Raw genomic sequence first — 25,659 nt, 5'->3', positions numbered from 1 at the left:
GAGTTTAATAAATTGAACAAAAAGACTAATATAGTAAAAATATAATCTCTTTGTTTAATAATAATATTTGTTAAATATATAGTAATTCATTTTAGCAAAGAGGGGGTCTCTATGAGCAGAAAAACACCTTTATATGATGAGCATGTTTCACTAAAAGGGAAAATGGTTGAATTTGCTGATTATCTACTTCCTATTCAATATACTTCAATAGTTGAAGAACATTTAGCTGTTAGAGAAAAAGTTGGGATATTTGATGTTTCACACATGGGAGAAATTTTAGTTGAAGGCGATAATGCAATACCTTTTTTAAACAGTTTAATTTCTAATAATATTGAAAAAATAAAATCATCGAGAATAAAGTACTCATTATTTATTAATGAAAGAGGAAATATAATTGATGATTTTTTAATTTATTGCATAAATGAAAAAAAATTATTTTTAGTAGTAAATGCAGCAAATAAGCAAAAGGATTATAACTGGTTAATTAAAAATAGAATTGAAGGTGTTACTATTACTGATTTAAGTGATTTTTATGGCCAAATTGCAATTCAAGGACCTTTATCAAAAGAGATAATGCTATCTATAACTGATAGGGAAAATTTACCACTAAAATATTATTCTTTTAAAGAAAAAGTAGAAATTTTAAATCATGAAGTATTAATTTCTAAAACAGGTTATACCGGTGAAGATGGATATGAAATATATGCTGATAGTAAAGCCATTAAAGAGTTGTTTAATAAATTTATAGAACTTGGGGTTACTCCTTGTGGATTAGGAGCTAGAGATACTCTTCGTCTAGAAGCTTCAATGCCTTTATATGGTCATGAAATGAGTGATGATATATCTCCTTTAGATACTAATCTCGAACATTTTTGCACCTTTGATAAACCTAAATATACTGGAATGGATAAAATAAAAGATAGGGGTATAACTAGAGTTGGCTTAATTAATACTGAAAGAGGTATAATTAGAGAACATATGGAAGTATATGCTAATAATGAATTAATAGGTCATACAACTAGTGGAACTTATTTGCCTTATCTAAAGGGCTCTTATGCTATGGCAATAATTAATAAAAAATATTCTTTAGAAAATACAATAGTAGATGTTAAAATAAGAAATAGGGTAATTAAAGCAAAAGTTATTAATTTACCTTTTTATAAAAAAGGAAAATAGAGGAGGTCAATAGTATGGAAAATAAAATATTATTTAGTGAATCACATGAATGGGTGAAATATATTAGTGAAGATGAAGCTTATATAGGTTTAAGTGAATATGCGGCAGAACAATTAAGTGATATTGTTTTTGTTGATGTATATGCAGAAGAAGTTGATTTAAAAGATACTTTAGGTGATATAGAGAGCGTAAAGGCAGTTTCTGAATTCTATTCCCCTTTAAAAGGTAAAGTAACTGAAGTTAATCAAGAAATATTAGACAGTCCTCAATTAATTAATGATGATCCTGAAAATACTTGGATATGTAAAATTAGTAATATTAGTGATCAAATAGAATTAATGAATAAAGAAGATTATTTAAATCAAGTTGAGGAATAATAATGAGTTATACAGTTGCTAGTGCTAAAGAAAAGAAAGAAATGCTCAATGAAATAGGGCTTTCTTCTATTAATGAATTATTTAAAGATATTCCTAATGAAGTAATACTAAATAAACCAATTAATATTGATGAAGGCAAAAGTGAATTTGAAGTTCTTGAAGAATTAAGCGAATTGTCTAAGAAAAATGTTCAATTTAAAACTACTTTTAGAGGTGCTGGTAGCTATAAACATTTAATTCCTGAAGTTGTTAAACATCTTAGTTCCTTAAGTGGATTTGTAACTTCATATACTCCATATCAAGCAGAATTGTCTCAAGGATATCTACAAGCAATATTTGAATACCAAAGCGAAATCTGTAATCTTTTTGATATGGATGTTTCAAACTCTTCTATTTATGATGGTGCAAGTGCTGTTTCTGAAGCTATGATTTTAAGTCTTGCTATAAAGGGGAAAAAGGTATTTGTCTCTAAAGCTATAAATCCTAGATATTTAGAAACAATTAAAACATATGCAAATGCAAGAGATATTTTAATTGAAGAGATAGATGTTGAAAATGGACTAACCTCTATCAATCAACTTAAACAAAAAGACTTTGATGGAGTTAGTACATTTATATTTCAAAGTCCTAATTATTTTGGATTAATAGAAGATTCTAGTTTAATCAGTGAGATAGTTAAATCTAATAAGGTTGAACCAATAGTTATTGTAAATCCTATAGCCATGGGTGTTTTAAAAACTCCTAGAGAATGTGGTATTGATATCGTCTGTGGTGAAGCTCAACCATTAGGTTTAGATCAAGCCTTTGGGGGACCTTATCTTGGCTATATAGCTACATCTCAAAAATATCTTAGAAAGATACCTGGTAGAATAGTTGGAAAAACTGTTGATAGGAATAATAAAGAATCGTTTGTATTAACACTACAAGCGAGAGAACAACATATCAGAAGAGAAAAAGCTTCTTCAAGTATTTGTTCAAATCAAGCATTAAGTGCACTTAGATGTGCAATTTATATGGGAGCTATGGGTAAAGAAGGTTTAAAAGAAGTTTCTAAAAGATGTTTGAACAATGCTCACTATGCTTTAGATGAAATTATAAAAATACCTGGATTTAGAAAGAAATATAATGGTGAATTTTTTAATGAATTTGTTATTGAAACTGATTACGATGTAGATGAAATAAACTTAGCTTTGAAAACTAAATCAATTCAAGGACCATTTAAGCTTAATTCGACTGATTTATTAGTTTGCGTTACTGAGGCAAATAGTAAGAAAGAAATCGATTTATTTGTTAAGACGTTAGTGGAGGTGACTCAATAATGTTAATTTTTGAAAAATCTGTTAAAGAGCATAGATGTACAATATTACCAAAACAAGATATAGATGATTATAACATTGATGAAGCTTTAAAAAGAAAAACTTCAATTCTTCTTCCAGAAATTTCTGAAGTTGATTTAGTTCGTCATTATACAAGTTTAGCAAACCATACTTTTGGTGTAGATAATGGTTTTTATCCCCTAGGTTCTTGTACAATGAAATATAATCCAAAAGTAAACGAATCTGTTGCATCCCTCCCTGGATTTATTAATATTTCTCCTAATAGTGATATAGAGGATATTCAAGGCGCTTTAGAAGTTATTTATCAAAGTGATAAAGCCTTGTGTGAAGTAACAGCTATGGATAAGATGGTGTTTCAACCAGGAGCAGGAGCTCATGGTGAATTTACCGGTCTATCAATGATAAAAAAATACCATAAAGTTAATAAACAATTTAATAGAACTAAAGTAATAGTACCTGACAGTGCTCATGGAACCAATCCTGCAAGTGCTAGCATGAATGGTTTTGAAATAGTTACTATAGAAAGCAAAGATGGTGTTATTAATTTAGTTGAGTTGGATAAGGTTTTAGATGATAGTGTTGCAGCCCTAATGTTAACAAATCCAAATACTTTAGGGCTATATGATCCTGGTATTTTAGAAATAACTAAAAAAGTCCATGATTGTGGTGCTCTTTGTTATTATGATGGAGCTAATTTTAATGCAATAATGGGAATTTGTAGACCTGGAGATATGGGTTTTGATTGCGTTCATTTAAATTTACATAAAACTTTTTCTACTCCTCATGGTGGAGGTGGCCCCGGAGTTGGAGCTTTGGGTTGTAAAAACTTTTTAAGAGAGTTTTTACCTAATCCTATTATCGAAAAAGAAAATGATAGATTTATTTATAAAAATGCAAATCAAAGTATTGGAAGAGTTACAGCTTTTAATGGTAATTTTTTAGTTTTAGTTAAGGCTCTTACATATATAAAGCATTTAGGTTCTAAAGGTCTTAGAGAAGCTAGTGAAATGGCAGTTTTAAATGCTAATTATATGAGAGTGAAATTAAGGGGTTATTATAAAGTTGCTTTTGATAAGATTTGTATGCATGAATTTGTCTTAGATTTAAGTAATTTTAAAGAGAAATACGGTGTAAATGCTTTATCAATTTGTAAAAGAATGATTGATTATGAGATGCATCCTCCAACAATGTATTTTCCATTAATTGTCCATGAAGCTGTTATGATTGAACCTACCGAGACTGAATCTAAACAAACTCTAGATGAAGTGATTGATATATTTATAAAAATAGCTAAAGAAGTTGAATCAAAGCAAATTGATTTTTCAAAAACTCCATTAACAACAAAAATAAGTCGATTAGATGAAGTAACTGCTGCTAGAAAACCAATAGTTAAATATGATTTTAATTAGAATATAGTTGTTAGATAATTTTAGTACTTGAGGAAAGCTTATGTATGATTTGATAGTAATTGGAGCAGGTCCTGCGGGGTATGAAGCTGCATTAAGGGCAAGAGAATTAAATAAAACGGTACTACTTGTAGAAAAAGATAAAGTTGGTGGAACTTGCTTAAATTATGGGTGCGTTCCAACTAAATCATTATTATTCCAAACTAATAAATTGTTGGAAATTTCTGATTTAAAGAGATATGGTATTTTAGTTGAAAATGTAGCTTATGATTATAATAAGTTTTTATCAAATAAAGAAAACACAGTTAACAGATTAGTAAAAGGTGTATCTTTTTTATTAAAGAATAGTGGTGTAGATTTGATTTATGGCATTGCAACTTTAGAGAGCTCTAATTCAATAAGAGTCGATGATAAAGTGTATGAAGGTAAAAATATTTTAATCGCTACAGGAGCTACTAATTCTAAATTACCAATTGAAGGCTTTAATAAAGCTTTATCTAGTAGAAAATTCTTAGAGAAAGATTTATCAAATATAAAGGAAGTTGTAATTATTGGAGGAGGTGTAATTGGCGTTGAATTAGCTACACTTTTATATCATTTGAAAATAAAAACAACAATTGTAGAAGCTCAAGAAGATATATTACTAGGTATAGATAAAGATGCTGTTGCTTTTTTGAAAAAGGATTTAAAGAAAAATAAAGTTAATATTATTACAAATGCTAAAGTTAATAGAATTGAAGAAAATAAGGTTACTTATGATGAAAAAGAAATAGGGTGCGATATGGTAATTGTTTCAGTTGGCAGAAAACCTAATATATCATCATTGGATATAAATAACTTACTAATACAGGAGAATAGTTTTATTAAAGTTGATTCAAATTTTAAGACTAATTTGAATAATGTTTATGCAGTTGGTGATTGTGTTAAAGGTCTTCAATTAGCTCATTATGCAAGTGCTTGTGCTATTAATGTAGTAAATAAAATGTTCGATGAAATTCCTAAATATAATCTTATAAATGTTCCTAGATGTGTTTATTGTGATAAAGAAATATCTACAGTAGGGTCTGAAGAAGTTAGTGATGATATCGTTATAAAATATGATATAGTATCTAATCCAAAAGCCGTTATAGAAAATAATAATAGGGGATTTTATAAACTTGTTTTTACTTCTACTGGCATATTTAAAGGAGCAACATTAGTTTGTACAAAATCTAGTGACATGATAAATATTTTTGTAGAAGCTTTAAATAATAACTTGTCGATTATAGATATGCAAAAAGATATTTATCCTCACCCTTCATTTGTTGAAGGGATAAAAGAAGTTTTATCTAAATATAATAAATAAAAGATTAATTATTATAGCTTTCTAAAAAAAAATAGCTCAATAAATAAGTTACCTCCAAAGTAAACAAAATAATATTTTAAACACTTTGGAGGTTTTTTGTCATTTATTCATAGCTGTAATTGCTTTATTAATAATTGTATACAAATAATTACCTATTGTATTTATCGAAGAGCTTTGATTTTTTTATTAAAAAAAATAAAATAATATACAATTTGTTAGGTTTTTAATGCGTATTTCTCTATAATATTCGCAATAATGGATTATTTGTTAACTATTTAGTATAAAAACTAAATAAAAAATATTAAAATATGTTGACATATGAAATAACTGATGTTAAATTGTATACAATTATTAATTATAAAAATAACTTAGGAGGTTATATATGAAAAAAGTATTATTGTTATGTTTAATAACGCTAGTAACATTGAATGGAATTTTTGCAAATGGTAATTCTGAGAACCAAGATCAAAATAATATGGATAAGGTTTATAAATTAAAACTCGGGCATATTCAACCAGTAGATCACCCAAATGGTCAAGGTGCAGAGGAATTTGCAAGATTAGTTGAAGAAAAAACTAATGGAAAAGTAAAAGTTAGTGTTTTCCCTTCATCTCAATTAGGAACAGAACAAGAATTGTTTGATTCTATTGCTATGGGTACTATTGATTTTGCTGCATTAGGTTATGGTATGGCTGCTAAACAATATAGTCCTTTTTTAATTTTTGATGCTCCATATCTAGCGTTGGATCGTGAACAATGGGTAAGAATAATGAATAGTGATGTAATTCAAGAAATCTATGATGGTTTAGAAGAAAAAACTGATGTAGTTCCTTTAGGTGCTTTTTATTATGGAAATAGATATTTAACAACTGCTTCTTTCCCTGTAAGAAAACCTGCTGATTTAAATAAGCATACAGTAAGAGTTCCTGATCAAAAAATGTATATTGATACTTTAAATTCAATGGGTGCTACAGCCACACCAATGGCATTTAGTGAAGTATTTTTATCATTACAACAAGGTGTTATTGATGCTCAAGAAAACCCTTTAGCTACTATAGCAACTAATAAGTTCAATGAAGTACAAAAATATTTAAATCAAACTGAACATATTACTGGTGGTAATGTTTTTTATGCAAGCAGAAAAAGTTTAGATAAATTACCTAAAGAATATCAAGATGCCATTATTGAAGCAGGAAAAGAAGCTGCAGCATATACTAACAAATTGGCATTTGAAGTAGAAGATGGTTATAAACAAAAATTACAAGATCAAGGTATGATTTTAGTTTCTGATGTAGACAAGGAAGCATTTAAAGAAGCTACTAAAGTTGTTTATGCTGATTTAGAAAAAGATCCACTAATTGCAGATTATTTAGAAAAAATTAGAATGATTAAATAAATTATAAAATGCATAACGAGGTAATTAAGTGAAAAAATTTATAAAAATATATCAAAAAATAGAAGAGATTTTTTTGATAGTTTGTTTTGCAATAATGGGGATAGTTTTAACATCACAGATATTTTGTCGTTATGCATTAAATATTCCCATTGCCTGGGCAGAAGAATTATCAAGATATCTTCAAATTTGGATTACTTTTGTTGGTATTGGTTATGGTGTGAGAAATAATTCTCACATCTCATTAACCTTACTTAGGTCAAAGTTTTCCAATAAAGTTAGACTAATTATAGAATTGTTAATAAATTTATTAATTATAATTTCAAGTATCTTAATTGTAATAGTATCACCCGAATTTTTATTACAACAAGATAAAATGGCTTCTACTATGGCATTGTCATTACAGATAGTTTATATCGCTATTCCAATTGGTTTTTTAATTAACTTTATTTATAAAGTTTCAGAATTAATCAATTTGTTTAATAACCCTAAAAAAGAAATATTGGAGGAAAAATAATATGTTTGTATTATTTGGTGCATTTTTTACATTATTATTGATTGGAACTCCGATTGCTTTTTGTATGCTAATAAGTTCAATTATCTTTATGTTAATTAATGATATTTCATTAGTTATGGTAATTCCTAGACTTGCTGCAGGTGTAGATTCCTTTCCGTTACTTGCTGTTGGATTTTTTGTTTTTGCAGGTAATATTATGAATACCGGTGGTGTTACTACAAGAATTTTTTCTTGGGCAGATCATTTAGTTGGGCATTATACTGGAGGATTAGCACATTCTAATGTATTAGCTAGTGTTATTTTTTCTGGAATGAGTGGTAGTGCTATTGCAGATACTGGTGGATTAGGTGCTGTTGAATTAAAGGCAATGAAAGATGGTGGATATGATGAAGATTTTTCTTTAGCTGTAACAGGAGCCTCTTCATTGATTGGTCCAATTATTCCTCCTAGTGTACCTTTAATTATTTTCGGTGTTACTGCAGGTGTATCTATTGGAGATTTATTTAATTCTGGAATTATACCAGGTTTGATTATTGCTGCAGCTATGATGGCTTTGAATTATTTTATTTGTAAAAATAAAAATTATCCTAAACGAGAAAAATCAACAGGAAAAGAAATTTGGAAGGTTACAAAATGGGCCTTTTGGTCATTGTTATTACCTATAATAATAAGAGGTGGAATAGCTTTTGGTGTTTTTACTCCAACTGAAGCCTCAATAATAGCTGTTGTTTATGGTTTAGTTTTAGGGTTTTCTTATAAAGATATAAAAGTTAAAGATATTCCAAAAATGATATCTGAAACTTTACAAGTTGTAATTGGTGTTCTATTTATTATTGCAAGTGCAACTTTATTTTCTTGGATATTAACTTATTCACAAGTTCCACAAACTGTATCGCATTATTTATTACAATTAACAACTAATCCATTTTATGCATTATTATTGATTGTTTTAATATTATTAGTTATTGGCTGTTTTGTTGATTTAACTCCAGCAATTGTAATTATGACGCCTGTTTTTATGCCATATATTAAAGTGTTAGGAATTGATCCTGTATTATTTGGTTTACTGATGGTTCTTTGTTTATTAATAGGATTAGTAACTCCTCCAGTAGGAATGGTTCTATTTGTTCTATCAAGTGTTTCAGGTGTTGAAGTTGAGAAAATATCAAAGGCAATTATACCTTATATTATAGTTTCTTTGCTAATAATTCTATTTTTAGTGATTTATATTTGTTTGGTAAAACAATATCCATCAATTCCATTAATTTATTAGAAAAAGGGGAAATATTTTGAAAAATAATATGACAGCAAAAGTGTCTATCGTTAAGGGTAAAATAACTGAGACACAAAAACAATATAGTGAAAAAGATTTACTAGTAGTAAAAGATATGTTGTTGAAAACTTTTGATAATTTAGGGGGTATCGAATCTATGATATCTCATGATGCTAAAGTATTAATTAAACCTAATCTTGTTGAAGTCCCTTATCCTAAGACTGCAGGATCAGTATTAACAGATCCAAGGGTACTAGAAGCACTTTGTTTAATTTTAAATGAGTATGGTGTAAAAGAAGTATTAGTAGGTGAAGGAAAAAGTGTAAATTTGAAACATGTAAAGTCAGGAGCAAAACAAGCTTTTGAAAATACAGGTTTAGCTGATGCTGCAAGACGAGGTGGAGCAACTACTATTGGTTGGGATGAAGAAGAATTTGTAGCAGTTAAACATGATAAGCTTACTCTTTGGGATGAAGTAATGGTTCCAAAATCAATATTAGATTGTGACTTCTTTATTAATTTGCCAAAAATGAAAACACATGGTCAAACTGAAATTACTTGTGCTATTAAATCAATGCAAGGTGTTTATTCTACTGAAGATAAAATTAAGTTCCATACAGAATGCTTTCCTTGGAAGATGTGTGACATGCTTAGAGTTGCGAAACCTGATTTAAATATAGTGGATGGCTTAATTTGTGGTGAAGGGTTTGGCCCAATTTATACAGAACCTGTTCCTTTAGGGATTATCTTAGGTTCAAAGGACCCAGTAGCAACAGATGCTGTTGTATCTAAATTAATGGATATAGAACCATGGGAAGTTCCAATAACTAGATTAGCAGCAACTGAAGGAATTGGCGTTGCCGAATTAGATGAAATAGAAATAATTGGTGAAAGAATAAGTGATATTGCTCAAAGATTTAAACGTCCAGCTTTGTGGAATCCAATTGGTTTTCATAAAAGATTAAAAGTTTTTGCAGGTGGAGCTTCAAGATTTGAAATGGCTCAAATTGCAGCTACTTGTCAAAGACTTGAATGGGATAATTTATTAGACAAAATTGATGAAGATATTTGTTTAATAATTGGAGATATGCCTCCCGTTCCAAGACAAAAATTTAAACATGTAATATTGGTAGGTGATGCTGCAATTAGAGATAGTAAAGTCAGAGGTATCGAAATTCCAGGAAATCCTCCTTTACCTAGTGTTCAAATTGTACAGGCAATAATAAAAATAATTGAAGATAAATAAGTAGGAGAAAATAGATTATGAAAATTACTAAAGTTGAAACTTTTCCGATTGAATTTCCTTTAGAATATCCATCACAAGATGCAACAGGAATTTGGTATAATTGGTCAACCGTCATAGTAAAAATAACTTGTGAAGATGGTACATGTGGTTATGGTGAAATAGGCCCAATCCATGGTGGAGGAATTCCAATATTTACTTCAATTGTAGAATATAGATTGAAAAATCTTTTAATTGGAGAAGATTGTTTTAATAGAGAAGGTATTTTTGAAAAGTTAATTGGAAGAGGTACAAGTGCCTATGCTTTAGGTGCTAAAGGAGCAGCTGTTTCAGCTGTAGCAGGTATTGATATAGCATTAAATGATTTATGTGGAAAATTATTAAATACTCCAGTTTATAATCTTTTAGGTGGTAAAGTACATGATAAAATTCCAGCTTATGCTTCAGGATTTTTTGGAATAAAGGGTAGAGCTTTAACTCCAGCTGAATGTGGTGAAGAGGCAAAAAGATATGCAGATCAAGGTTTCAAAGGAATAAAAATGAAAGTTGGATTTGGTATCGAAAAGGATATGGAAAATTTAGGTGCAGTTAGAAAAGCATTAGGTCCTGATTTAGGAATTATGGTTGATGCCAACCAATGTTTTGATTTCCCTGAAATAGCTAAAAACTTAGATAAATATGCTGACTTTAATATAACATTTATTGAAGAACCATTAAGAATTAATGACTTAGTTGGAATGAATAATTTATCTTCCCGTGGAGTTGGTATTGCAGCAGGTGAGAATTACTATGGAAAATATGAATTTAGAGACGTATTAGAAAAAAGAGCTGTGAATTATATTCAGCCAGATGTTATTCATGCTGGTGGTATTACAGAGACTAAGAAAATAGCTTCAATGGCAGCATCATATGATATCCCTCTATGTCCACATATACACGCATCTGTAGGAGTTTCTGCCGCGATTCAATTATTAGCATCATGTCCTAACACTTTTGCTGCTGAATATATAACTAGTGGTGGATCTTATCAGTTGAGAAAAGAACTATGTGGTGAAAGCTATATGGTGGAAGATGGTTACTTAATCGTACCAGATAACTCAGGTTTAGGTATTGAAGTAAATGAAAGTGTTTTTGAAAAATATTATCCTAAATGGATGAAATAAAATATACAGCCTCCTTTTGGAGGCTATATTGTTGAGGTTGTATGGCTAGAATAAAAAGTAATTCTTCTAAAATTGCATTTGATTATATAAAAGATAAAATTGATAGATATTCTTTGTACCCTGGTTCAACTGTATCTGATCTTGTAATTTCACAAGAGCTAAATATTAGTCGAACACCAGTGAGAGAAGCTATCCAAGAACTAATTCAATATAATCTAATTGAGAAACAAAGAACTAAATTTGTTGTTAAAGGAATTTCAGATTCAGATATTAATGAAATAATAGATTGTAGAGAGGCCGTTGAAGTACAAGCTGCTAGAATCATTATTAAAAATGGTGGACTATCTGAAAACGAAAAGAAAGAGATAGAAAGAATTGAAAAAGTCATAGAAAATAGTTTGATAGAAAAAGATTACTATTTAAATTTTAAGAGTGATGCTTTATTTCATAATTCTATTGTTAAATTTAGCAAAAATAGTAGATTAATAGATATTATGAAAAGTTTAACTATACAAGGTGAAAGATTAAGATGGTTAGCTATGATTACTCCTGATAGATATGATAATGCAATTAATGAGCACAAAATGATAATTAAATATATAGAGGAAAAAAAAGAAATAAAATTAAGAGAATGTATAGGTAACCATTTAAATCTAACTAAGTTAAATTATGAAAAAATTACTTCTAATGCATCTTTGGATCAAATAATAATAGCGTTTAAACAATTAGTATAACCAAATCTTTTCATTATTATTATATTGTAATATATTATATATTAATAGAGGTAAGAAATGGCAAGATTAAAGAGTAATTCATCGCAAAAAGCATTTGAAGAGCTTAAAAATAGAATAAATTGTTTTGATTTATTACCTGGTGATACGGTGTCTGATATTAATCTCTCAAAAGAACTTGAAATGAGTCGGACTCCTATCAGAGAAGCTTTTCAAAAGCTAATACAATATAATCTTGTTGAGAAACAAAGAACAAAATTTGTTGTTAAAAATGTTACTATTAATGATATAACAGAAATACTTGAAGCCCGGGAAGCAATTGAGATCCAGGCATCAAAAACAATTATTTCCAATAAAAAATTAACTTCAGAACTTTTAATTGAGTTAAGAAATATTCAAAAACAAATAGAGACTGCTAATAATATAAATGATATGAAAAGTGGTTTTAATCTAGATTCTCTTTTTCATAAAAAAATTATTGAGTTTACTGATAATTCTAGATTAATAGAGATAATGAATAATTTGTCTATTCAAGGTGAAAGGTATCGATGGATATCTTTATTAAACCCACAAAGTAATGAAAAAACTAAAGAAGAACATTTTCAAATAATAAGGTCATTAGAACTTAGAGATTTAAATATGTTAGATATTTCAATAAATAACCATCTTGAAACAGCTAAAAAAAATTATAGTAATATTTTATTGAATCAAGATTGGTTAAATATTTTAATAAGTTTTAAGCTTATGTTTAAAAATAAATAAATTTATATTATTCTATTATTTAAAAGTTTTTTAGCAGCACTAATTGAAGATGCTACAGTACCTTTATTTATATTTAATTCTTTTGCTAAAGTCCTTTGAGAAACATGCATATTTAAAGTTTTCCTAATTTTTTCTGCATTATTATCCATAGCTTTTTTATCCCAGTTAATAGAGATTTGTAGTTGATTTGGATCATAGAAATTAGATGTTAATTTATAATTATTAATTAGATAATTTTTATAATGCTTATTGTTTAAATTACTGTATTTTTCATATTTTAATTTTTTTGAAACAAGTAATTCGCTTGCAAAAGTAAATAAATTTATAATTGTTATTTTTTCAACAGAAAACAAATATGATACTTCATTGATATAGTTTTCTAATATAGCATCAGGCATTGTTAGAAATAGTAGTAGAATATTTTTTCTAGTAGATTTTTTTGATAAAAAGTTTTTTATTTGGTTAATATTTTTGTATTTTGGGATATCATCAACTTTATTTTCAGTTTCAATTATTTCTTGATATAGGTCTAAAAAGGTTTTGTTTGTTATAAAGTCTTGAGAATCTAATTTCTCAAAATATTTTTTTTGTTCTTCTTCGACAACTTTATATTTTAATGTTGCAATCGTTTTAGGTTTATTAGTATTTTCTTCATATATAGTTTCTTTTTCAAAAGAATCTGTATTTTTAACTAAAACTTCAAGCATTATATTATTATATAAAGCATCGTGATTCTCTTTTAACTTATAATATTTGATGCAAATCCTAATGTAATTTAAAAAATAATCTTTGAAACTGATTTTTTTACAATTGTAGTTATAAACAGTATTCCTAATCTTTTTTTGGTTTATTATAAAGAAATCAGATATTCTATCTTCATTAATAGCTTTAATTTGAAGAGGGTAAAAATATAAGCATAATTTACACTTTTCAATTAATTGATGAGTGGCTTTCCCAAAAAAATCTTCTTTTTGGGCTTTCACATACAAATAGTTTAATTCATTTGTCTTACATAAATTTTTTTTGTCCTTAATCATATATTTATCAGAAGAAAATCTTCTAACCTCCTGAACATGAATAAGCAAATCCTATGCCAAAAATTAAGAAAAAAAATATTAAAATAGTAATAGGTTGAAAAACCTTGTATAAAACAGTCTAAGATATAAAAAAATGCATTACTTAATAATATAAAGTAATGCAAAATCTGATTATTTTAATTAAATCTTAAATCGAAAGAAATAAAATCCTAAAATTAACAAGTAAAAAGTTTTTCAATAGTTGATATAACTTTATTTTTAACTTCATCGAGAGAGCCTTCTATAGTAGCTCCAGAAGCTTTAATATGACCACCACCACCAAATATCTCAGCGAATTTACTCATATCAAAAGTACAATCATAATTAGCTCTAAGGCCTAATTCAACTTTATTATCTTCAACTTCTTTAAATAGAATGATAGCTTTAACATTTTCAACGCTTAGAAGTTGTCCATAATAAGAATCACTAGGACATTCTGCTCCATCATTTAAATAAAATGTTGTTGTAGCTACATTTCCATTACAAACAAATTCAGTTCTATCTAAAATTTTTGCTAATGTTTTTACGTAGTCAAAAGATCTACCACCACTCATCATAGAAAAAGTTAGTCTAGGATCAGCTCCTTTCTCTACTAACTCTCCAGCCATTTTTATTGATGTACCATTGTATTTAGATATAAATTTGAAAAATCCACTATCAGTAGCAAATCCAAAAAATAGGTTTTGAGCAATTTCTTCATTTATTTCAACATTTAATTCATGATATAAATGTTGAATTAATTGAGTTGTAGAAATTGAATTAGTAAATATATAGCTATATTCCCATCCAATCTTCAATGAAGATTGGTGGTGATCTATAACTATTGTTGTTAAATCTTTTACTTTATCACTAAGAGATCCAATTCTACTTAATTCTCCACAGTCTACTAAAAAAAGTAGTGGGTTGTTACTAAGTATTTCATCAGTTATTTCTCTTGCAAATAGATGAGCTACTGCTTTACTTTCACTTCTTTCAAATGGGCCATCATTTGCCATTACAACTGTTTCATAACCTAATTGCTCTAATAAGTATTTAAGAGTTATTTGGCTTGAAAAACAATCTCCATCTGGCTTTTTATGACCAATGATTAAGGCATGTTTATTAGTCTTAATTAAATTAATAAATTTATCATCGAAAGGAGGAAAATCATAGTTATTCATTAAGCAGTAATCTCCTTAGTATCTTCAAATTCTAATAATTTACCATTAGAAGTATATACTTTAGGTTTTACACCATCTGTAACACTTTCTTTTGTTAGAACTACTTTTGTAGCTTCTTTGTAAGATGGAATATCAAACATTATTGAAATCATAATATTTTCTACAATACTTCTAAGTCCTCTAGCTCCTGTCTTTTGATCAACAGCTTTTTGAGCAATAGCTTTAACAGCTCCATCGTCAAATTCTAACTCAACATCTTCAAGTTTAAATGATGTAATATATTGTTTAATTATTGAATTTTTAGGTTCAGAAACAATTTTAACTAAATCATCTTGGCTTAAATTATTTAGTGATACGTGAATAGGTAGACGACCAATAAATTCTGGAATTAAACCAAATTTTACTAAATCATCTGGTAATATTTGTTTATATAGTTTAGTTAAATCTTTTTCATCTTCACTTAAAATAGTTGCACCAAAACCCATTGGATGAGAAGTAACTCTTTTTTCTATAACTTTATCAAGGCCTACAAATGCACCACCACAGATAAATAAAATATTACTTGTATCGATTTTTAACATTTCTTGGTTAGGATGTTTTCTTCCACCTTGTGGAGGAACAGAGGCTGTGGTACCTTCAATTATTTTTAATAAAGCTTGTTGTACCCCTTCACCACTTACATCTCTAGTTATTGAAACATTTTCGCCTTTTTTTGCAATTTTATCTATTTCATCTATAAAAATAATACCATGTTCTGCTTCAGCAATATTATTGTTAGCATTTTGTATTAATTTTAATAATATATTTTCTACATCTTCACCAACATAACCAGCTTCTGTTAATGTTGTTGCATCTGCTATTGCAAATGGTACATCTAATTTTTTTGCTAATGTTCTAGCTAGTAAAGTTTTACCTGTACCTGTAGGACCAATCATTAAGATATTGGATTTGTCTAATTCAACACCTTCTTTTTTGATTTTACTTTGAAATTTTACTCTTTTATAGTGATTGTATACAGCAACAGATAATACACGTTTTGCATCATCTTGGCCAATTACATAATCATCTAGATATTCTTTTAGTTCTTTAGGAGTAGGAATAGTATCTGGAAGGCTATGGTCGTGAGCAGCTTCATAATTTGGTTCTTCTTTTAATATAGCGTTACATGTTGCTATACATTCATCACAAATAGAAACTCCAGGTCCATTAATTAATTTTTTGCATTCAGAAGCTTTCTTTCCACAAAAAGAACAAGATTTACTACCTCTTGCCATTGTTATCTCCTCATTATATTGTCAACAAGTCCATAAGCTAAGGCTTCATTTGAGTCTAAGAAATAATCTCTTTCAACGTCAGAAGCAATAGTTTCTCTATCTATATTTGTACATTCAACTAAAATATCAATTGAAAGTTTTTTTATTCTTAATAATTCTTTAGTATGGATAGCTATATCGGTTGCTTGACCTTCAACACCGCCCCATGGTTGGTGGATCATTACTCTTGCAGATGGAAGAATATGTCTTTTTCCTTTTTCTCCTGCAGCTAATAATAAAGCAGCCATGCTTGCAGCTTGTCCCATACAAATTGTTTGTACATCTGGTTTGATATACTTCATTGTATCATAAATAGCGAGTCCTGCAGTAACACTACCACCAGGGCTATTGATATAAATACTAATATCTTTATTTGGATTTTCACTTTCTAAGAAGATTAATTGTGCTACTACTAAATCTGCAGTTGCATCATTAATTTCTCCGTCAAGGAAAATTATTCTATCTTTGAGTAATCTGCTGAAGATGTCATAGGAACGTTCACCTACACCGGATTGTTCAACTACCATTGGAACCATTGATTGCATTCTAGTATTGCTCATAAATTACTCCTCTAAATGTGTTAAAAAGGCGGAACTTAACACAGTCCCGCCTTGATATTAAAGCATATTTTTAAATTATTCAGCAACAGGGCCGCTCATTAATTCATCATAGCTTAATTTTTTACCTTCATTGAATGTGTTGTTTTCAATTAAGAAATCATTAACTTTTTGTAATTTTAATTCATCAGTAATCATTTCTTTTAGGTAATCAATTTGTTCTGGTTTGTAAGAAGAAGTATCACCTAAAGCTTCTGTTACTTCTTCATCAGTTATTTCAAACTCTTCAACATCTTTAATTTTTTCTTTAATTAATCCAACATTAATGTCTTTAATAATTGAAGGTGTCCAAGTTTCTTTTAGTTGGTCTAAAGTTTGACCTTGCATTTCAAAAATCTTAGCAAAAGTTTCCATATCCATATTGTTTGATCTTGCAATATTGTTGATTTGTTGGTCAGCTTGTGCACTAATCATTGATTTAGGTGGAACGATTGGGCATTTTTCAATTAAAAGATCAGCTACAGCTTGATATTTTAATTCTTTAAGTTGTTGAGCAGCTCTTTCTTTTAAGTTCTTTCTAGTAGCTTTTGTTAAATCTGCAACAGTTTTGTAATCTTCGTTTACATCTTGTGCAAATTCATCATCTAATTCAGGGACATCATTGAATTTTACTTCTTTCATATCAATCTTGATTGATACTTTTTTACCAGCATATTCTTCACTAGCAAAATCTTGTGCAAATTCTTTTTCGATTGTTTTTGTATCTCCAGCTTTCATACCAACAAATTCATCATCTAATTCGAAGAAGTTTTGAGTTTTTCCAATTGTGATAACAGAATCTTTTTTATTGAAAGCGCCAGTTTCATTACCATTTTCATCTAATTCAGCAAAATCAACAGTAACAATGTCACCTTCAGCTGCAGCATCTTCTTTGCTTACAACGAAAGCGTTTTGTTGACGTAGTTTTTCAATTTCTTTATCTACATCTGCTTTACCAATTTTTACACCAGATACTTCAATTTCTAAACCTTTGTATTGTGGTAATTCGAATTGAGGAATTACATCATAAGCTACTGTGTATGTTAAATCAGTATTTGCTTTGAAAGGAGTTAGATTTTCTTCATCCATTAAAGTAGGTGTGCTGTAAGCTAATGGTTTGTATTTATCTTCAACTTCGTCTAGAGCTACTTTTAAGTTTTCTTCTAGTTCGTTGAATGTTGATTCTTCACGAATCATTTCACCATATTTTCTTTCAATTAAATTTAGAGGTGCTTTACCTTTTCTAAAACCTTTAATTGTAATGTCTTTTGCATACTTCTTTAATAGAGCAGAGTAAGCATCTTCAATTGATTGTGCTGTCAATGTGATGGACAACTCGACTGAGGAATTTTCTGTTTCCTTGATTTGTTTATCAGCGATCATGCTATTTTCTTCCTTTTCGGTCGCTTTGACCTAAATAAAATATATCAGATACAAGTCAAAGGACTTGTTAATTACTGTAGTATTATAACCTATGAGATTATACACAAACAAAATAGTTTGAACTACCCTAAAGTTACTAAAAAATAAAATAAAGGCAAGAAAAAAACAATAAAAAATACTAATTTTATTAAAAACTAGCATGTTTCTTTATTTTATTTTTATAATAGTGCGTTGCTAATATATCAAAATGATTAGTTTTTGCCAACACTTGATTTATTATAATCTAAATATTCTTATAATTCTATATCAAATCTTTATATAGATTAAAAATAATTACATTGATTTAAAAAAAAAGAAGAGTTAATGAATTTTTTATTTTAGAAATAAATATACAGCTATTATAATTTAATAGAAATATATTCATGCTATTTTTGGGATGAAGTTAAAAAAATAATTTCATCCCAAATTAATAAAAGATAAACAAAATCTTAAAGAGCTAAAGATCCCATAGGATCCCAAGGCTTTAATAATATTGGATTTTTTTTAAAGTTTTCTTTTTGTTCATCAGATAGATATTTTTTATTAATAACAACTTGGTAAGTGAATTCATTGAACCAATCATCACTCATTACAAAATAACCTTTGTTCCCATGTTTATCACCCCAGCTATTTTCAACTTTCCATCTATTAGGTTTACCATTATCATCAATGTTTACTCCTGATAGTACCATAGCATGAGTCATTAGACTTTCACCATAATCAAGTCTTTGTGCTTTGCTTAGGCTGAATTCAGTACTAAATAGATTGTTGAAATTATAAATATCTAATGCCATTATTCCTGTTTCTTTGTTGCTAGATTGACCAACATCAGATCCAAACCAAACAGCTTTGCCATCACTCATTTGTTTTATAGCTAATTCTTTTAATTCATCAATAGGTAAGTTTAAGTATTTAATTGGATAACCACCTTGAACACTGCCTAAAAATTTAACAGTGTATGTGTTGTTATATGGCTTATCTTTTGTAGGTGCATTGATTATACTTACATAATCACTCATTTTCATATCTACATATTTATTATAAAAATCAAGAGGAGTAATTTTGCTATCTCTTATAAAGTCATTGTTTTTGTTTCTGATTTCAAAATTTATTGTAGTTGGTGGTTCTCCAAGGCAAATGGAGAGCATGCGATAAATGGTATTTAGCATTTCTTTTTTTAATATTCTTAAATTATTAATATCATTATTTTGTGAAAAATCATCTCTTAAGATACATGCAAATTCTCTTAATTTAGCTGTTAATAATTTATCCATATATCTTGATTGTGAAGAGCTAAAACTTTCAGGCATATCAGATTTAGGTACTACGCCATATTTATCAATTAACGAAGCAAACATATCCCATTGTCCACCATCTCCAAGTGGATCAGTTAATAAGAAAGCAACTTCTCTAGAATCTAAATCTAGATTAATTGTTTCTATTATGTTTTCTAAAAAGTGATTTGTTTTTTCTAATTTGTCATAAAAAAAAGGATAAGCTTGAGATAATTCAAAAGTTTCAAGGTTTAATTTTTCCATTATCTCTAGTCTCATTACATTGAGGGCTGCAAACATCCAACATCTACCAGATTGTTTTTGATTTGTTATATCACCAGTTTTTACATCTATAGAATATTGATGTGTATTATTTACAATACTTTTTACATTTTTTGCACTATCCATTATTCCATTTTCAAATACTGCATTTTGTGCAATTTGATTTTTGTTAATGGAGTTGAAATTTTCTCTAAAACTTAATAATTCGTTATTCGTAATTAATCTGTTCATTAATATACCTCTCGAAGAGACATAATAACACATTACAATTATTTCTTAAAGAATTCCCTATTTTTTATAAACTATGGATTTGTTAAGATAGTTTTTTATTATAAAACTTAAAAGCTTTTTCAACATTATTTGTTATTCCTGTATGTGATGTAATAATATATTCACATTTATTATTTATGGCAAAATCTTTAAGTTTATATAAAGATTTTGAATTTTCACTATTATTAAAACCTAAAAGGTCAAAGAATCTATAACCTTCACCATTTTTGAATATTAAGCTATCTCCCACAAATAAATATTTATCTTCTAATAAAAAACAAGTATGACCTAGTGTGTGCCCGGGAGTTAAGAAAGGTTTAATCTTTATATCTCCTATAAAAATAGGGGAATTCGAGTTGAAATAGTTAATTTCATTTTGTGCTTCTAATTTATGCATTATTTTTAAGAATCCAAGTTTAACTCTTTCCTTTTCTCTAAAAAGGTGTTTTTTTTCATTTTCATGTAAATATATTTTAGCATTTTTAAAATATGGTGACTCTTCATAAAGACATCCTGCATGATCGCTATCGATATGTGTTAAAAATATTGCACTAACTTTATTTTTATCTATATTTAATTTCTTTAATTCGCTTTCTCTTGTTTCACTATCTTTATAACCACTGTCTATTAAAATAGTATTATCGCCCTTTTTATATATAAAATAATTAGAATCCCCATCTTCAATAGAATATAGGTTCTTAAAAAGCTCTTGAGTTTTTAATGGTTCAATTATTGAGAAAGTGTTTTTCTTTAGTTTCTTAATTGTATCTATTATGTCAAACATTAATATTCCTTATTATATAACAAATTCATATTGTTTTTTTGTTTTATTTTGACATATTTATCTAAAAGTGTCAAATAAAATGGATAGGTGTTACCTGTTTTTTTAATTTATAATTTGTTGACAGTGCTTTTATGTAGATTTATATTGAATAAAATAAAGTGATTTATAATTATTATTGGAGGTTATATATTTTTATGGCAAAATTAACAAAAAAGTTACAATTGAGAATATTTCATATATTCGTGTATGTTCTATTAGCTGTATTAGTTTATTTAGAAATGGATTCTATTGTTGATTTCGCAAGGGATTATGAAGTTTTAGCGGCAATATTATCTGTAGTAATAATTGCGATGCCTGCCTTTTTGCATGTATTTGTGTTTTTGAAGAAAAGAAAATAATAAATAGCATAGAATATAAAAAAGAGGGTGTTTTGAATTAATCAAAACACCCAACTATGTTTTTTTTATTATCCCGATGGAGGGCTATTATTTTTTTTGTCCGTAATAAGCATTTTTACCATGCTTTCTAAGATAATGTTTATCTTGAATACATTTTGGAGCTTCTTTTACTTTAGGGTTTAATAATTCAGTATTTAATGCCATCTTTGCAACTTCTTCAATTACAACAGCATTATAAACTGCATTATCACTATCTTTACCAAAAGCAAAAGGACCATGATTGGTGCATAAAACTCCAGGAATTTCCATAGGGTTTTTACCTTCAAATGTTTCAATAATTACTTTACCAGTGTTCTTTTCATATTCACCATCTATTTCACTTTTAGTTAAACTTCTTGCACATGGGATTTCACCATAGAAATAATCAGCATGTGTAGTTCCATAACAAGGAATAGCTCTACCTGCTTGTGCCCAGCTAGTAGCATTAGTTGAATGGGTGTGAACAATAGCCTTTACATTGTCAAAAGCTTTATATAATTCAAGATGTGTTGGAGTGTCACTTGAAGGATTTAATTCACCTTCAATAATATTACCTTCTAAATCTACAACAACCATGTCGGAGGCTTTCATAGTTTCATAAGAAACTCCTGATGGTTTGATTACAACAAGGTTTGTATCTTTATCAATTTCACTAACATTACCCCAAGTGAATGTGACTAATCCATATCTAGGTAAATCCATATTGGCTTTATAAACTTTTTCTTTTAATTGTTCTAACATTTTAAACCTCTTTATCTAATATGCTTCTTGCAAGTGTAGATGCATAAGCTATATCATCTTTCCAATTTTCATTGCCTGTATACCAAAGTTCTGTTACAAATCTTCTAGAACCTAGCATCCATGCTTTATTTATAACTGATTCAAAATTAACATGACCTGTTGAAAAAGGAATCTCTCTATATTTTCCAGGCACTGTTTCTTTTATATGTGTTGCAATGATATTACCTTTTCCAGTTTCTAAATCATCTTCTACAGATTTATTATATAAAAGAGAAGAATTTGTTAAATTTCCAACATCTGGATATACATTTAAATATGGAGAGGAAACTTTATTTACATAATACATAGCTTTTTCAACTGTATCCATAAATGGTGTTTCCATTGTTTCAAAACCTAATAATATTCCATATTTTGCAGCCATGTTTGTAGCAATTTTAAGATTCTCTTCAAATCTTTGTTTAGTTTCATCAGTTGAATCAGTATAATATACATCATAGCCTGCAAGTTGAATTATTGCAATTCCTGCTGTTTTTGCAAAATATATAGCTTTTTCCATAATCTCCATAGATTTAGAATTTTCTCCACCTAGTGGATATTTTCTGTGTCCACTTAAACAAATAGATCCTAAATACATATTATGTTTTCTACCTGTTTCTACGATTTCTAAAATTTCTTCTCTTGAAAAGTCTAATCTTGATAATTTTGCATCAGTTTCATCTATACTTATTTCAATATAATCAAAACCTGCAGTTTTAGCTGCGATAAATTTTTCTTCCCAAGATAGTGTAGAAGGTAGTGCTTTTTCATATAGTCCTAGTTGATATTGATTTCTCATTCTTTTTCCTTAAAAAATAATATTATTCTTCGATATCGTAGAAAGCAATTTCATCGATTTCACGGTTTGTTGAAACTAATTTAGGTTTACCATCTTTATAATAAACAAGAACATTAGTAGATCCGCATTCTTTTTCAAGTAGTTCCATTTTGTAGCTATTATCACTATAGAAAATACCCATTAAATCTCTACTTTGACCTTTTCTGTTACTAATAATTGAATAAGGTTTGTTATATAAAGTTCCTGCCCAAATTGAATGTAAGAATTCATGCTTATCTTCAAATTCATAATCAAGTTTATATTCGTTATTACTATCTAATTTATAAATTCTAATTGTATTACCATGGAAAGGAGCTAAAGATAACATTTCTTCTTTACCATCTTCATCATAATCAACAAATGCAATATCACTTGTAGGATCTTCAATAAGTTTTTTTACTGCCCAATCTGAATTTTCTTTTGTTGGTGGGTGAATTTCATATACACCATTTTCACATGCTATTACTGAGTAATCACCATTTGCATCATTTCTATGAATGTAACCATGGTTTTTCAATAAGTCAGGTATAATTAATTGTGGTTCTACAACAAAAGTGTCATCTAATACTTTAGGTAATTCAACAGCTAAATATTGACCTGGGAAACGCCAGTCATCTCTATATTCATAATTGCTTTTAATTGTTGCACAAATTAAATATCTTTTATCATCAGTTTTTAATACATCGAATCTATGAGCATAAGGAACTGTTGCAATTGTTCTTGTTTTCCAACCAGTTTCATCGTGTTTTACTAAAACGATTTCAGCTTCTTTAGAATCGTTAGGAGAATACATTTTTTTTGTTGCTAAGAAACAGCCATCAGCATCTTCTAATGGTACAATACTCATGGTTCCACTTGGGCCTTTCCATATTGTTTCAATGAAATTTCCATCAATATCGAATAATAAACAATCGTCAGTTTTCTCTGCAGCAACAACGATATGTTCTTTATTTTGATAAGTGATGTTTGCAATTGCATAACATTTTTCAAGAGTATGCTTCTTAATCTTATTGATTTTCATTTTATTCTTCCTTATTTATATTATTAATTTTTTTTAATTATAGAATCGATTTTAATGGAGTGTTATTTATTTATTTAGATTATTTATTCATATGTAATTTAATCTAACCTAGTCATATTTTTTTTCTCCTAGCCAAAAATATATTCAATTTATTAATATATCTCATTAATTTACATTTATTAGCTATTATTTATGCTTTTTATGTAATTTATATACTTTATAAACAATCATATAAACCTGTTGTTTTTGATTATATGATTGTAATAAATAGACTTATATGAATGATTATATGAGCGTTTATGCTATTTGTCAACAATTAATTAACGTTTGTTCATAAAATGCTTGACGTTTTAAAAAATTCATAATAGTATTTATATGAACATTTGATGTAATGTAAAAGGAATATTATTTATGAAACAAAGTATTGTTGAAGTAAAAAAAAGACAACAAGCTCTATTAACTATGTTTGAAGCACAAAATGATATTAAGGTTAAAGATGCGAGTGAAATACTTGGCGTATCCGAATTAACTATTAGAAGAGATTTTGAAATGTTCCAAAGTAAAGGTGTTATTACAAGATATCATGGGGGAGCAAAATTAGTATCAGAAACTAGAATTCCTGCTCCTAAATATAAAGAAAAAAATAATTTAAATTTAAATCAAAAGATAGCAATAGCCAAAATTGCAAGTAGTTATATAAAAGATAATGATACTTTATTCATTAACGCAGGTACTACAACTTATGAAATATTAAAGATAGTAATTCATTTACCTATAACTATTTTAACAAACAATGCTGCTATCTCAGAATTGTCATCTGATAAAGATCCTGCTAAAGTCATTTATACAGGTGGAGAATATAATCCTGCAAATAAATCCTTATCTGGAAATTTAGTTGAATTAATGATTCGAAAAATGACTTCATCTATTTGTATTTTAGGGGTTAATGGCATCTCAAGCGTAGATGGGTTAACTACAGCATATTACCCAGAGACAATTGTTAATGAAGCTTTCTTAAATAGAAGTAAAGGGTTAAAAATTGTAGTTGCTGATGGTTCTAAATTAGGTAAATCTTATGGTTTTGCTAGTTCTGATCTTTCTTCAATAGATGTTTTAATAACTGATGAAACTGCAGATAAAAATGAAATTAGTAAAATTGAACAAAGTGGTGTTGAAGTAGTAATTGCTTAATTATAATGACTGTAAACATTCATAAACTTTTTATTTTATGAATGTTTTCTATAGTAGATAGTAATTGTCTAAAGGTTTAATTATAATTTTGGATTTTCAATCCTTTTTGTGTACTCTTTGTTTATTCTAGTAATTAGTTGATTAATTAATATTTAAGCTACTTTTTAAATCTTTTTACCTATAAATACTAAGTGCTCAGTTTTTGTAACTGAGCACTATCTTAAATATGTTTTAATTAATTGTTTTCCATTTTCCTCTTATCCATTTTTATATAATCATTTCTTTCAATTGCTGAGAATAATTTTTTATTAACTCTATTCATCATCTCCATAGTTTCTTTAATTTTATCGTTATTTTGTTTTTCTCCTATCACTTTTTATTGGCTTACTAATTATATTTATACAAAAATTATGTTGTTAAAAAATTATAATTAATACGCATATAATCGTATTGTGTTAATTAATTTATATATGAAAAAAGTATATGCTATAATAT

25 protein-coding genes are annotated in these 25,659 nt (G+C 28.0%); 14 read left to right on the top strand and 11 right to left on the bottom strand.

The annotated features are described in order from the left end of the window. Positions 1-111 precede the first annotated feature (111 nt). The 12 genes from gcvT to ACPKM0_RS01805 all read left to right on the top strand — a co-directional run bounded on the left by gcvT (position 112) and on the right by ACPKM0_RS01805 (position 12,723). Positions 112-1,176, top strand: a complete 1,065-nt coding sequence (gene gcvT / locus ACPKM0_RS01860; protein WP_472473095.1) for a glycine cleavage system aminomethyltransferase GcvT — start codon at positions 112-114, stop codon at positions 1,174-1,176. 14 nt (positions 1,177-1,190) lie between these two features. Continuing rightward, positions 1,191-1,553, top strand: coding sequence for a glycine cleavage system protein H (locus ACPKM0_RS01855; protein WP_472473094.1), 363 nt, complete (start codon positions 1,191-1,193; stop codon positions 1,551-1,553). A 2-nt stretch (positions 1,554-1,555) separates the two neighbouring features. Then, positions 1,556-2,872, top strand: a complete 1,317-nt coding sequence (gene gcvPA, locus ACPKM0_RS01850) for an aminomethyl-transferring glycine dehydrogenase subunit GcvPA (protein ID WP_472473093.1) — start codon at positions 1,556-1,558, stop codon at positions 2,870-2,872. Continuing rightward, the gene (gene gcvPB, locus ACPKM0_RS01845; RefSeq protein WP_472473092.1) at positions 2,872-4,299 is read left to right on the top strand and encodes an aminomethyl-transferring glycine dehydrogenase subunit GcvPB; all 1,428 of its coding nucleotides are present in this window, start codon (positions 2,872-2,874) and stop codon (positions 4,297-4,299) included. Before gcvPA ends, gcvPB begins: the two co-directional genes overlap by 1 nt. Positions 4,300-4,339: 40 nt before the next feature. After that, entirely contained in the window at positions 4,340-5,641 is a 1,302-nt protein-coding gene (locus tag ACPKM0_RS01840) for a dihydrolipoyl dehydrogenase family protein (RefSeq protein ID WP_472473091.1), read from the top strand. Between the two features lie 382 nt (positions 5,642-6,023). Continuing rightward, positions 6,024-7,037, top strand: coding sequence for a TRAP transporter substrate-binding protein (locus tag ACPKM0_RS01835; protein WP_472473090.1), 1,014 nt, complete (start codon positions 6,024-6,026; stop codon positions 7,035-7,037). A gap of 28 nt (positions 7,038-7,065) precedes the next feature. After that, a complete protein-coding gene (locus ACPKM0_RS01830) occupies positions 7,066-7,551 on the top strand; it encodes a TRAP transporter small permease (RefSeq protein WP_472473089.1) in 486 nt (161 codons plus the stop codon). A 1-nt stretch (position 7,552) separates the two neighbouring features. Further along, entirely contained in the window at positions 7,553-8,824 is a 1,272-nt protein-coding gene (locus ACPKM0_RS01825) for a TRAP transporter large permease (RefSeq protein WP_472473088.1), read from the top strand. Positions 8,825-8,840: 16 nt separating this feature from the next. Further along, the gene (locus tag ACPKM0_RS01820; RefSeq protein ID WP_472473087.1) at positions 8,841-10,070 is read left to right on the top strand and encodes a DUF362 domain-containing protein; all 1,230 of its coding nucleotides are present in this window, start codon (positions 8,841-8,843) and stop codon (positions 10,068-10,070) included. A 17-nt stretch (positions 10,071-10,087) separates the two neighbouring features. Next, on the top strand, positions 10,088-11,230 hold the full coding sequence (locus ACPKM0_RS01815; protein ID WP_472473086.1) for a mandelate racemase/muconate lactonizing enzyme family protein: 1,143 nt from the start codon (positions 10,088-10,090) through the stop codon (positions 11,228-11,230). 41 nt (positions 11,231-11,271) lie between these two features. Continuing rightward, the gene (locus tag ACPKM0_RS01810; protein ID WP_472473085.1) at positions 11,272-11,964 is read left to right on the top strand and encodes a GntR family transcriptional regulator; all 693 of its coding nucleotides are present in this window, start codon (positions 11,272-11,274) and stop codon (positions 11,962-11,964) included. A 57-nt stretch (positions 11,965-12,021) separates the two neighbouring features. Next, positions 12,022-12,723, top strand: a complete 702-nt coding sequence (locus tag ACPKM0_RS01805; protein WP_472473084.1) for a GntR family transcriptional regulator — start codon at positions 12,022-12,024, stop codon at positions 12,721-12,723. Positions 12,724-12,725: 2 nt separating this feature from the next. On the opposite strand, the gene ACPKM0_RS01800 is transcribed toward ACPKM0_RS01805, so the two are convergent. The 7 genes from ACPKM0_RS01800 to ACPKM0_RS01770 all read right to left on the bottom strand — a co-directional run bounded on the left by ACPKM0_RS01800 (position 12,726) and on the right by ACPKM0_RS01770 (position 20,900). Beyond that, a complete protein-coding gene (locus ACPKM0_RS01800; protein ID WP_472473083.1) occupies positions 12,726-13,706 on the bottom strand; it encodes a hypothetical protein in 981 nt (326 codons plus the stop codon). Between the two features lie 269 nt (positions 13,707-13,975). Further along, positions 13,976-14,959, bottom strand: a complete 984-nt coding sequence (locus tag ACPKM0_RS01795) for a DHH family phosphoesterase (RefSeq protein ID WP_472473082.1) — start codon at positions 14,957-14,959, stop codon at positions 13,976-13,978. Next, on the bottom strand, positions 14,959-16,233 hold the full coding sequence (gene clpX, locus ACPKM0_RS01790; protein WP_472473081.1) for an ATP-dependent Clp protease ATP-binding subunit ClpX: 1,275 nt from the start codon (positions 16,231-16,233) through the stop codon (positions 14,959-14,961). Before clpX ends, ACPKM0_RS01795 begins: the two co-directional genes overlap by 1 nt. Before the next feature lie 2 nt (positions 16,234-16,235). Continuing rightward, on the bottom strand, positions 16,236-16,817 hold the full coding sequence (gene clpP / locus ACPKM0_RS01785; RefSeq protein WP_472473201.1) for an ATP-dependent Clp endopeptidase proteolytic subunit ClpP: 582 nt from the start codon (positions 16,815-16,817) through the stop codon (positions 16,236-16,238). 90 nt (positions 16,818-16,907) lie between these two features. Beyond that, positions 16,908-18,251, bottom strand: coding sequence for a trigger factor (gene tig, locus ACPKM0_RS01780; protein WP_472473080.1), 1,344 nt, complete (start codon positions 18,249-18,251; stop codon positions 16,908-16,910). Positions 18,252-18,739: 488 nt separating this feature from the next. After that, positions 18,740-20,077 (bottom strand): C1 family peptidase, encoded by a 1,338-nt coding sequence (locus tag ACPKM0_RS01775; RefSeq protein ID WP_472473079.1) that lies wholly within the window; start codon positions 20,075-20,077, stop codon positions 18,740-18,742. Between the two features lie 82 nt (positions 20,078-20,159). Beyond that, positions 20,160-20,900 carry an MBL fold metallo-hydrolase gene (locus ACPKM0_RS01770; protein ID WP_472473078.1) on the bottom strand — a complete coding sequence of 247 codons (741 nt, stop codon included), beginning with the start codon at positions 20,898-20,900 and terminating at the stop codon, positions 20,160-20,162. A gap of 194 nt (positions 20,901-21,094) precedes the next feature. On the opposite strand from ACPKM0_RS01770, the gene ACPKM0_RS01765 reads away from it, so the two are divergent. Continuing rightward, a complete protein-coding gene (locus ACPKM0_RS01765; protein WP_472473077.1) occupies positions 21,095-21,298 on the top strand; it encodes a hypothetical protein in 204 nt (67 codons plus the stop codon). Between the two features lie 87 nt (positions 21,299-21,385). Here ACPKM0_RS01765 and ACPKM0_RS01760 read toward each other — a convergent pair whose 3' ends face one another. Genes ACPKM0_RS01760 through ACPKM0_RS01750 form a run of 3 tightly spaced genes read right to left on the bottom strand, consistent with a single transcriptional unit; the run spans position 21,386 to position 23,973 of the window. Beyond that, positions 21,386-22,078 carry an L-ribulose-5-phosphate 4-epimerase gene (locus tag ACPKM0_RS01760; protein ID WP_472473076.1) on the bottom strand — a complete coding sequence of 231 codons (693 nt, stop codon included), beginning with the start codon at positions 22,076-22,078 and terminating at the stop codon, positions 21,386-21,388. Position 22,079: 1 nt separating this feature from the next. Further along, the gene (locus ACPKM0_RS01755; RefSeq protein ID WP_472473075.1) at positions 22,080-22,913 is read right to left on the bottom strand and encodes an L-ribulose-5-phosphate 3-epimerase; all 834 of its coding nucleotides are present in this window, start codon (positions 22,911-22,913) and stop codon (positions 22,080-22,082) included. A gap of 22 nt (positions 22,914-22,935) precedes the next feature. Then, positions 22,936-23,973: a hypothetical protein gene (locus ACPKM0_RS01750; protein ID WP_472473074.1), complete on the bottom strand. Its 1,038-nt coding sequence runs from the start codon at positions 23,971-23,973 to the stop codon at positions 22,936-22,938. A 411-nt stretch (positions 23,974-24,384) separates the two neighbouring features. Here ACPKM0_RS01750 and ACPKM0_RS01745 point away from each other — a divergent pair, with 411 nt between their 5' ends. Then, positions 24,385-25,164, top strand: coding sequence for a DeoR/GlpR family DNA-binding transcription regulator (locus ACPKM0_RS01745; RefSeq protein ID WP_472473073.1), 780 nt, complete (start codon positions 24,385-24,387; stop codon positions 25,162-25,164). Positions 25,165-25,399: 235 nt separating this feature from the next. Here the strand turns inward: ACPKM0_RS01745 and ACPKM0_RS01740 are convergent, their stop codons facing one another. Continuing rightward, complete coding sequence (locus ACPKM0_RS01740) at positions 25,400-25,537, bottom strand: hypothetical protein (RefSeq protein ID WP_472473072.1); 138 nt, start codon at positions 25,535-25,537, stop codon at positions 25,400-25,402. Positions 25,538-25,659: the final 122 nt, after the last annotated feature.

This window comes from Pleomorphochaeta sp., assembly GCF_050031695.1.
Lineage (GTDB): Bacteria > Spirochaetota > Spirochaetia > Sphaerochaetales > Sphaerochaetaceae > Pleomorphochaeta.
This window is presented reverse-complemented; position numbering and strand designations above follow the sequence as displayed.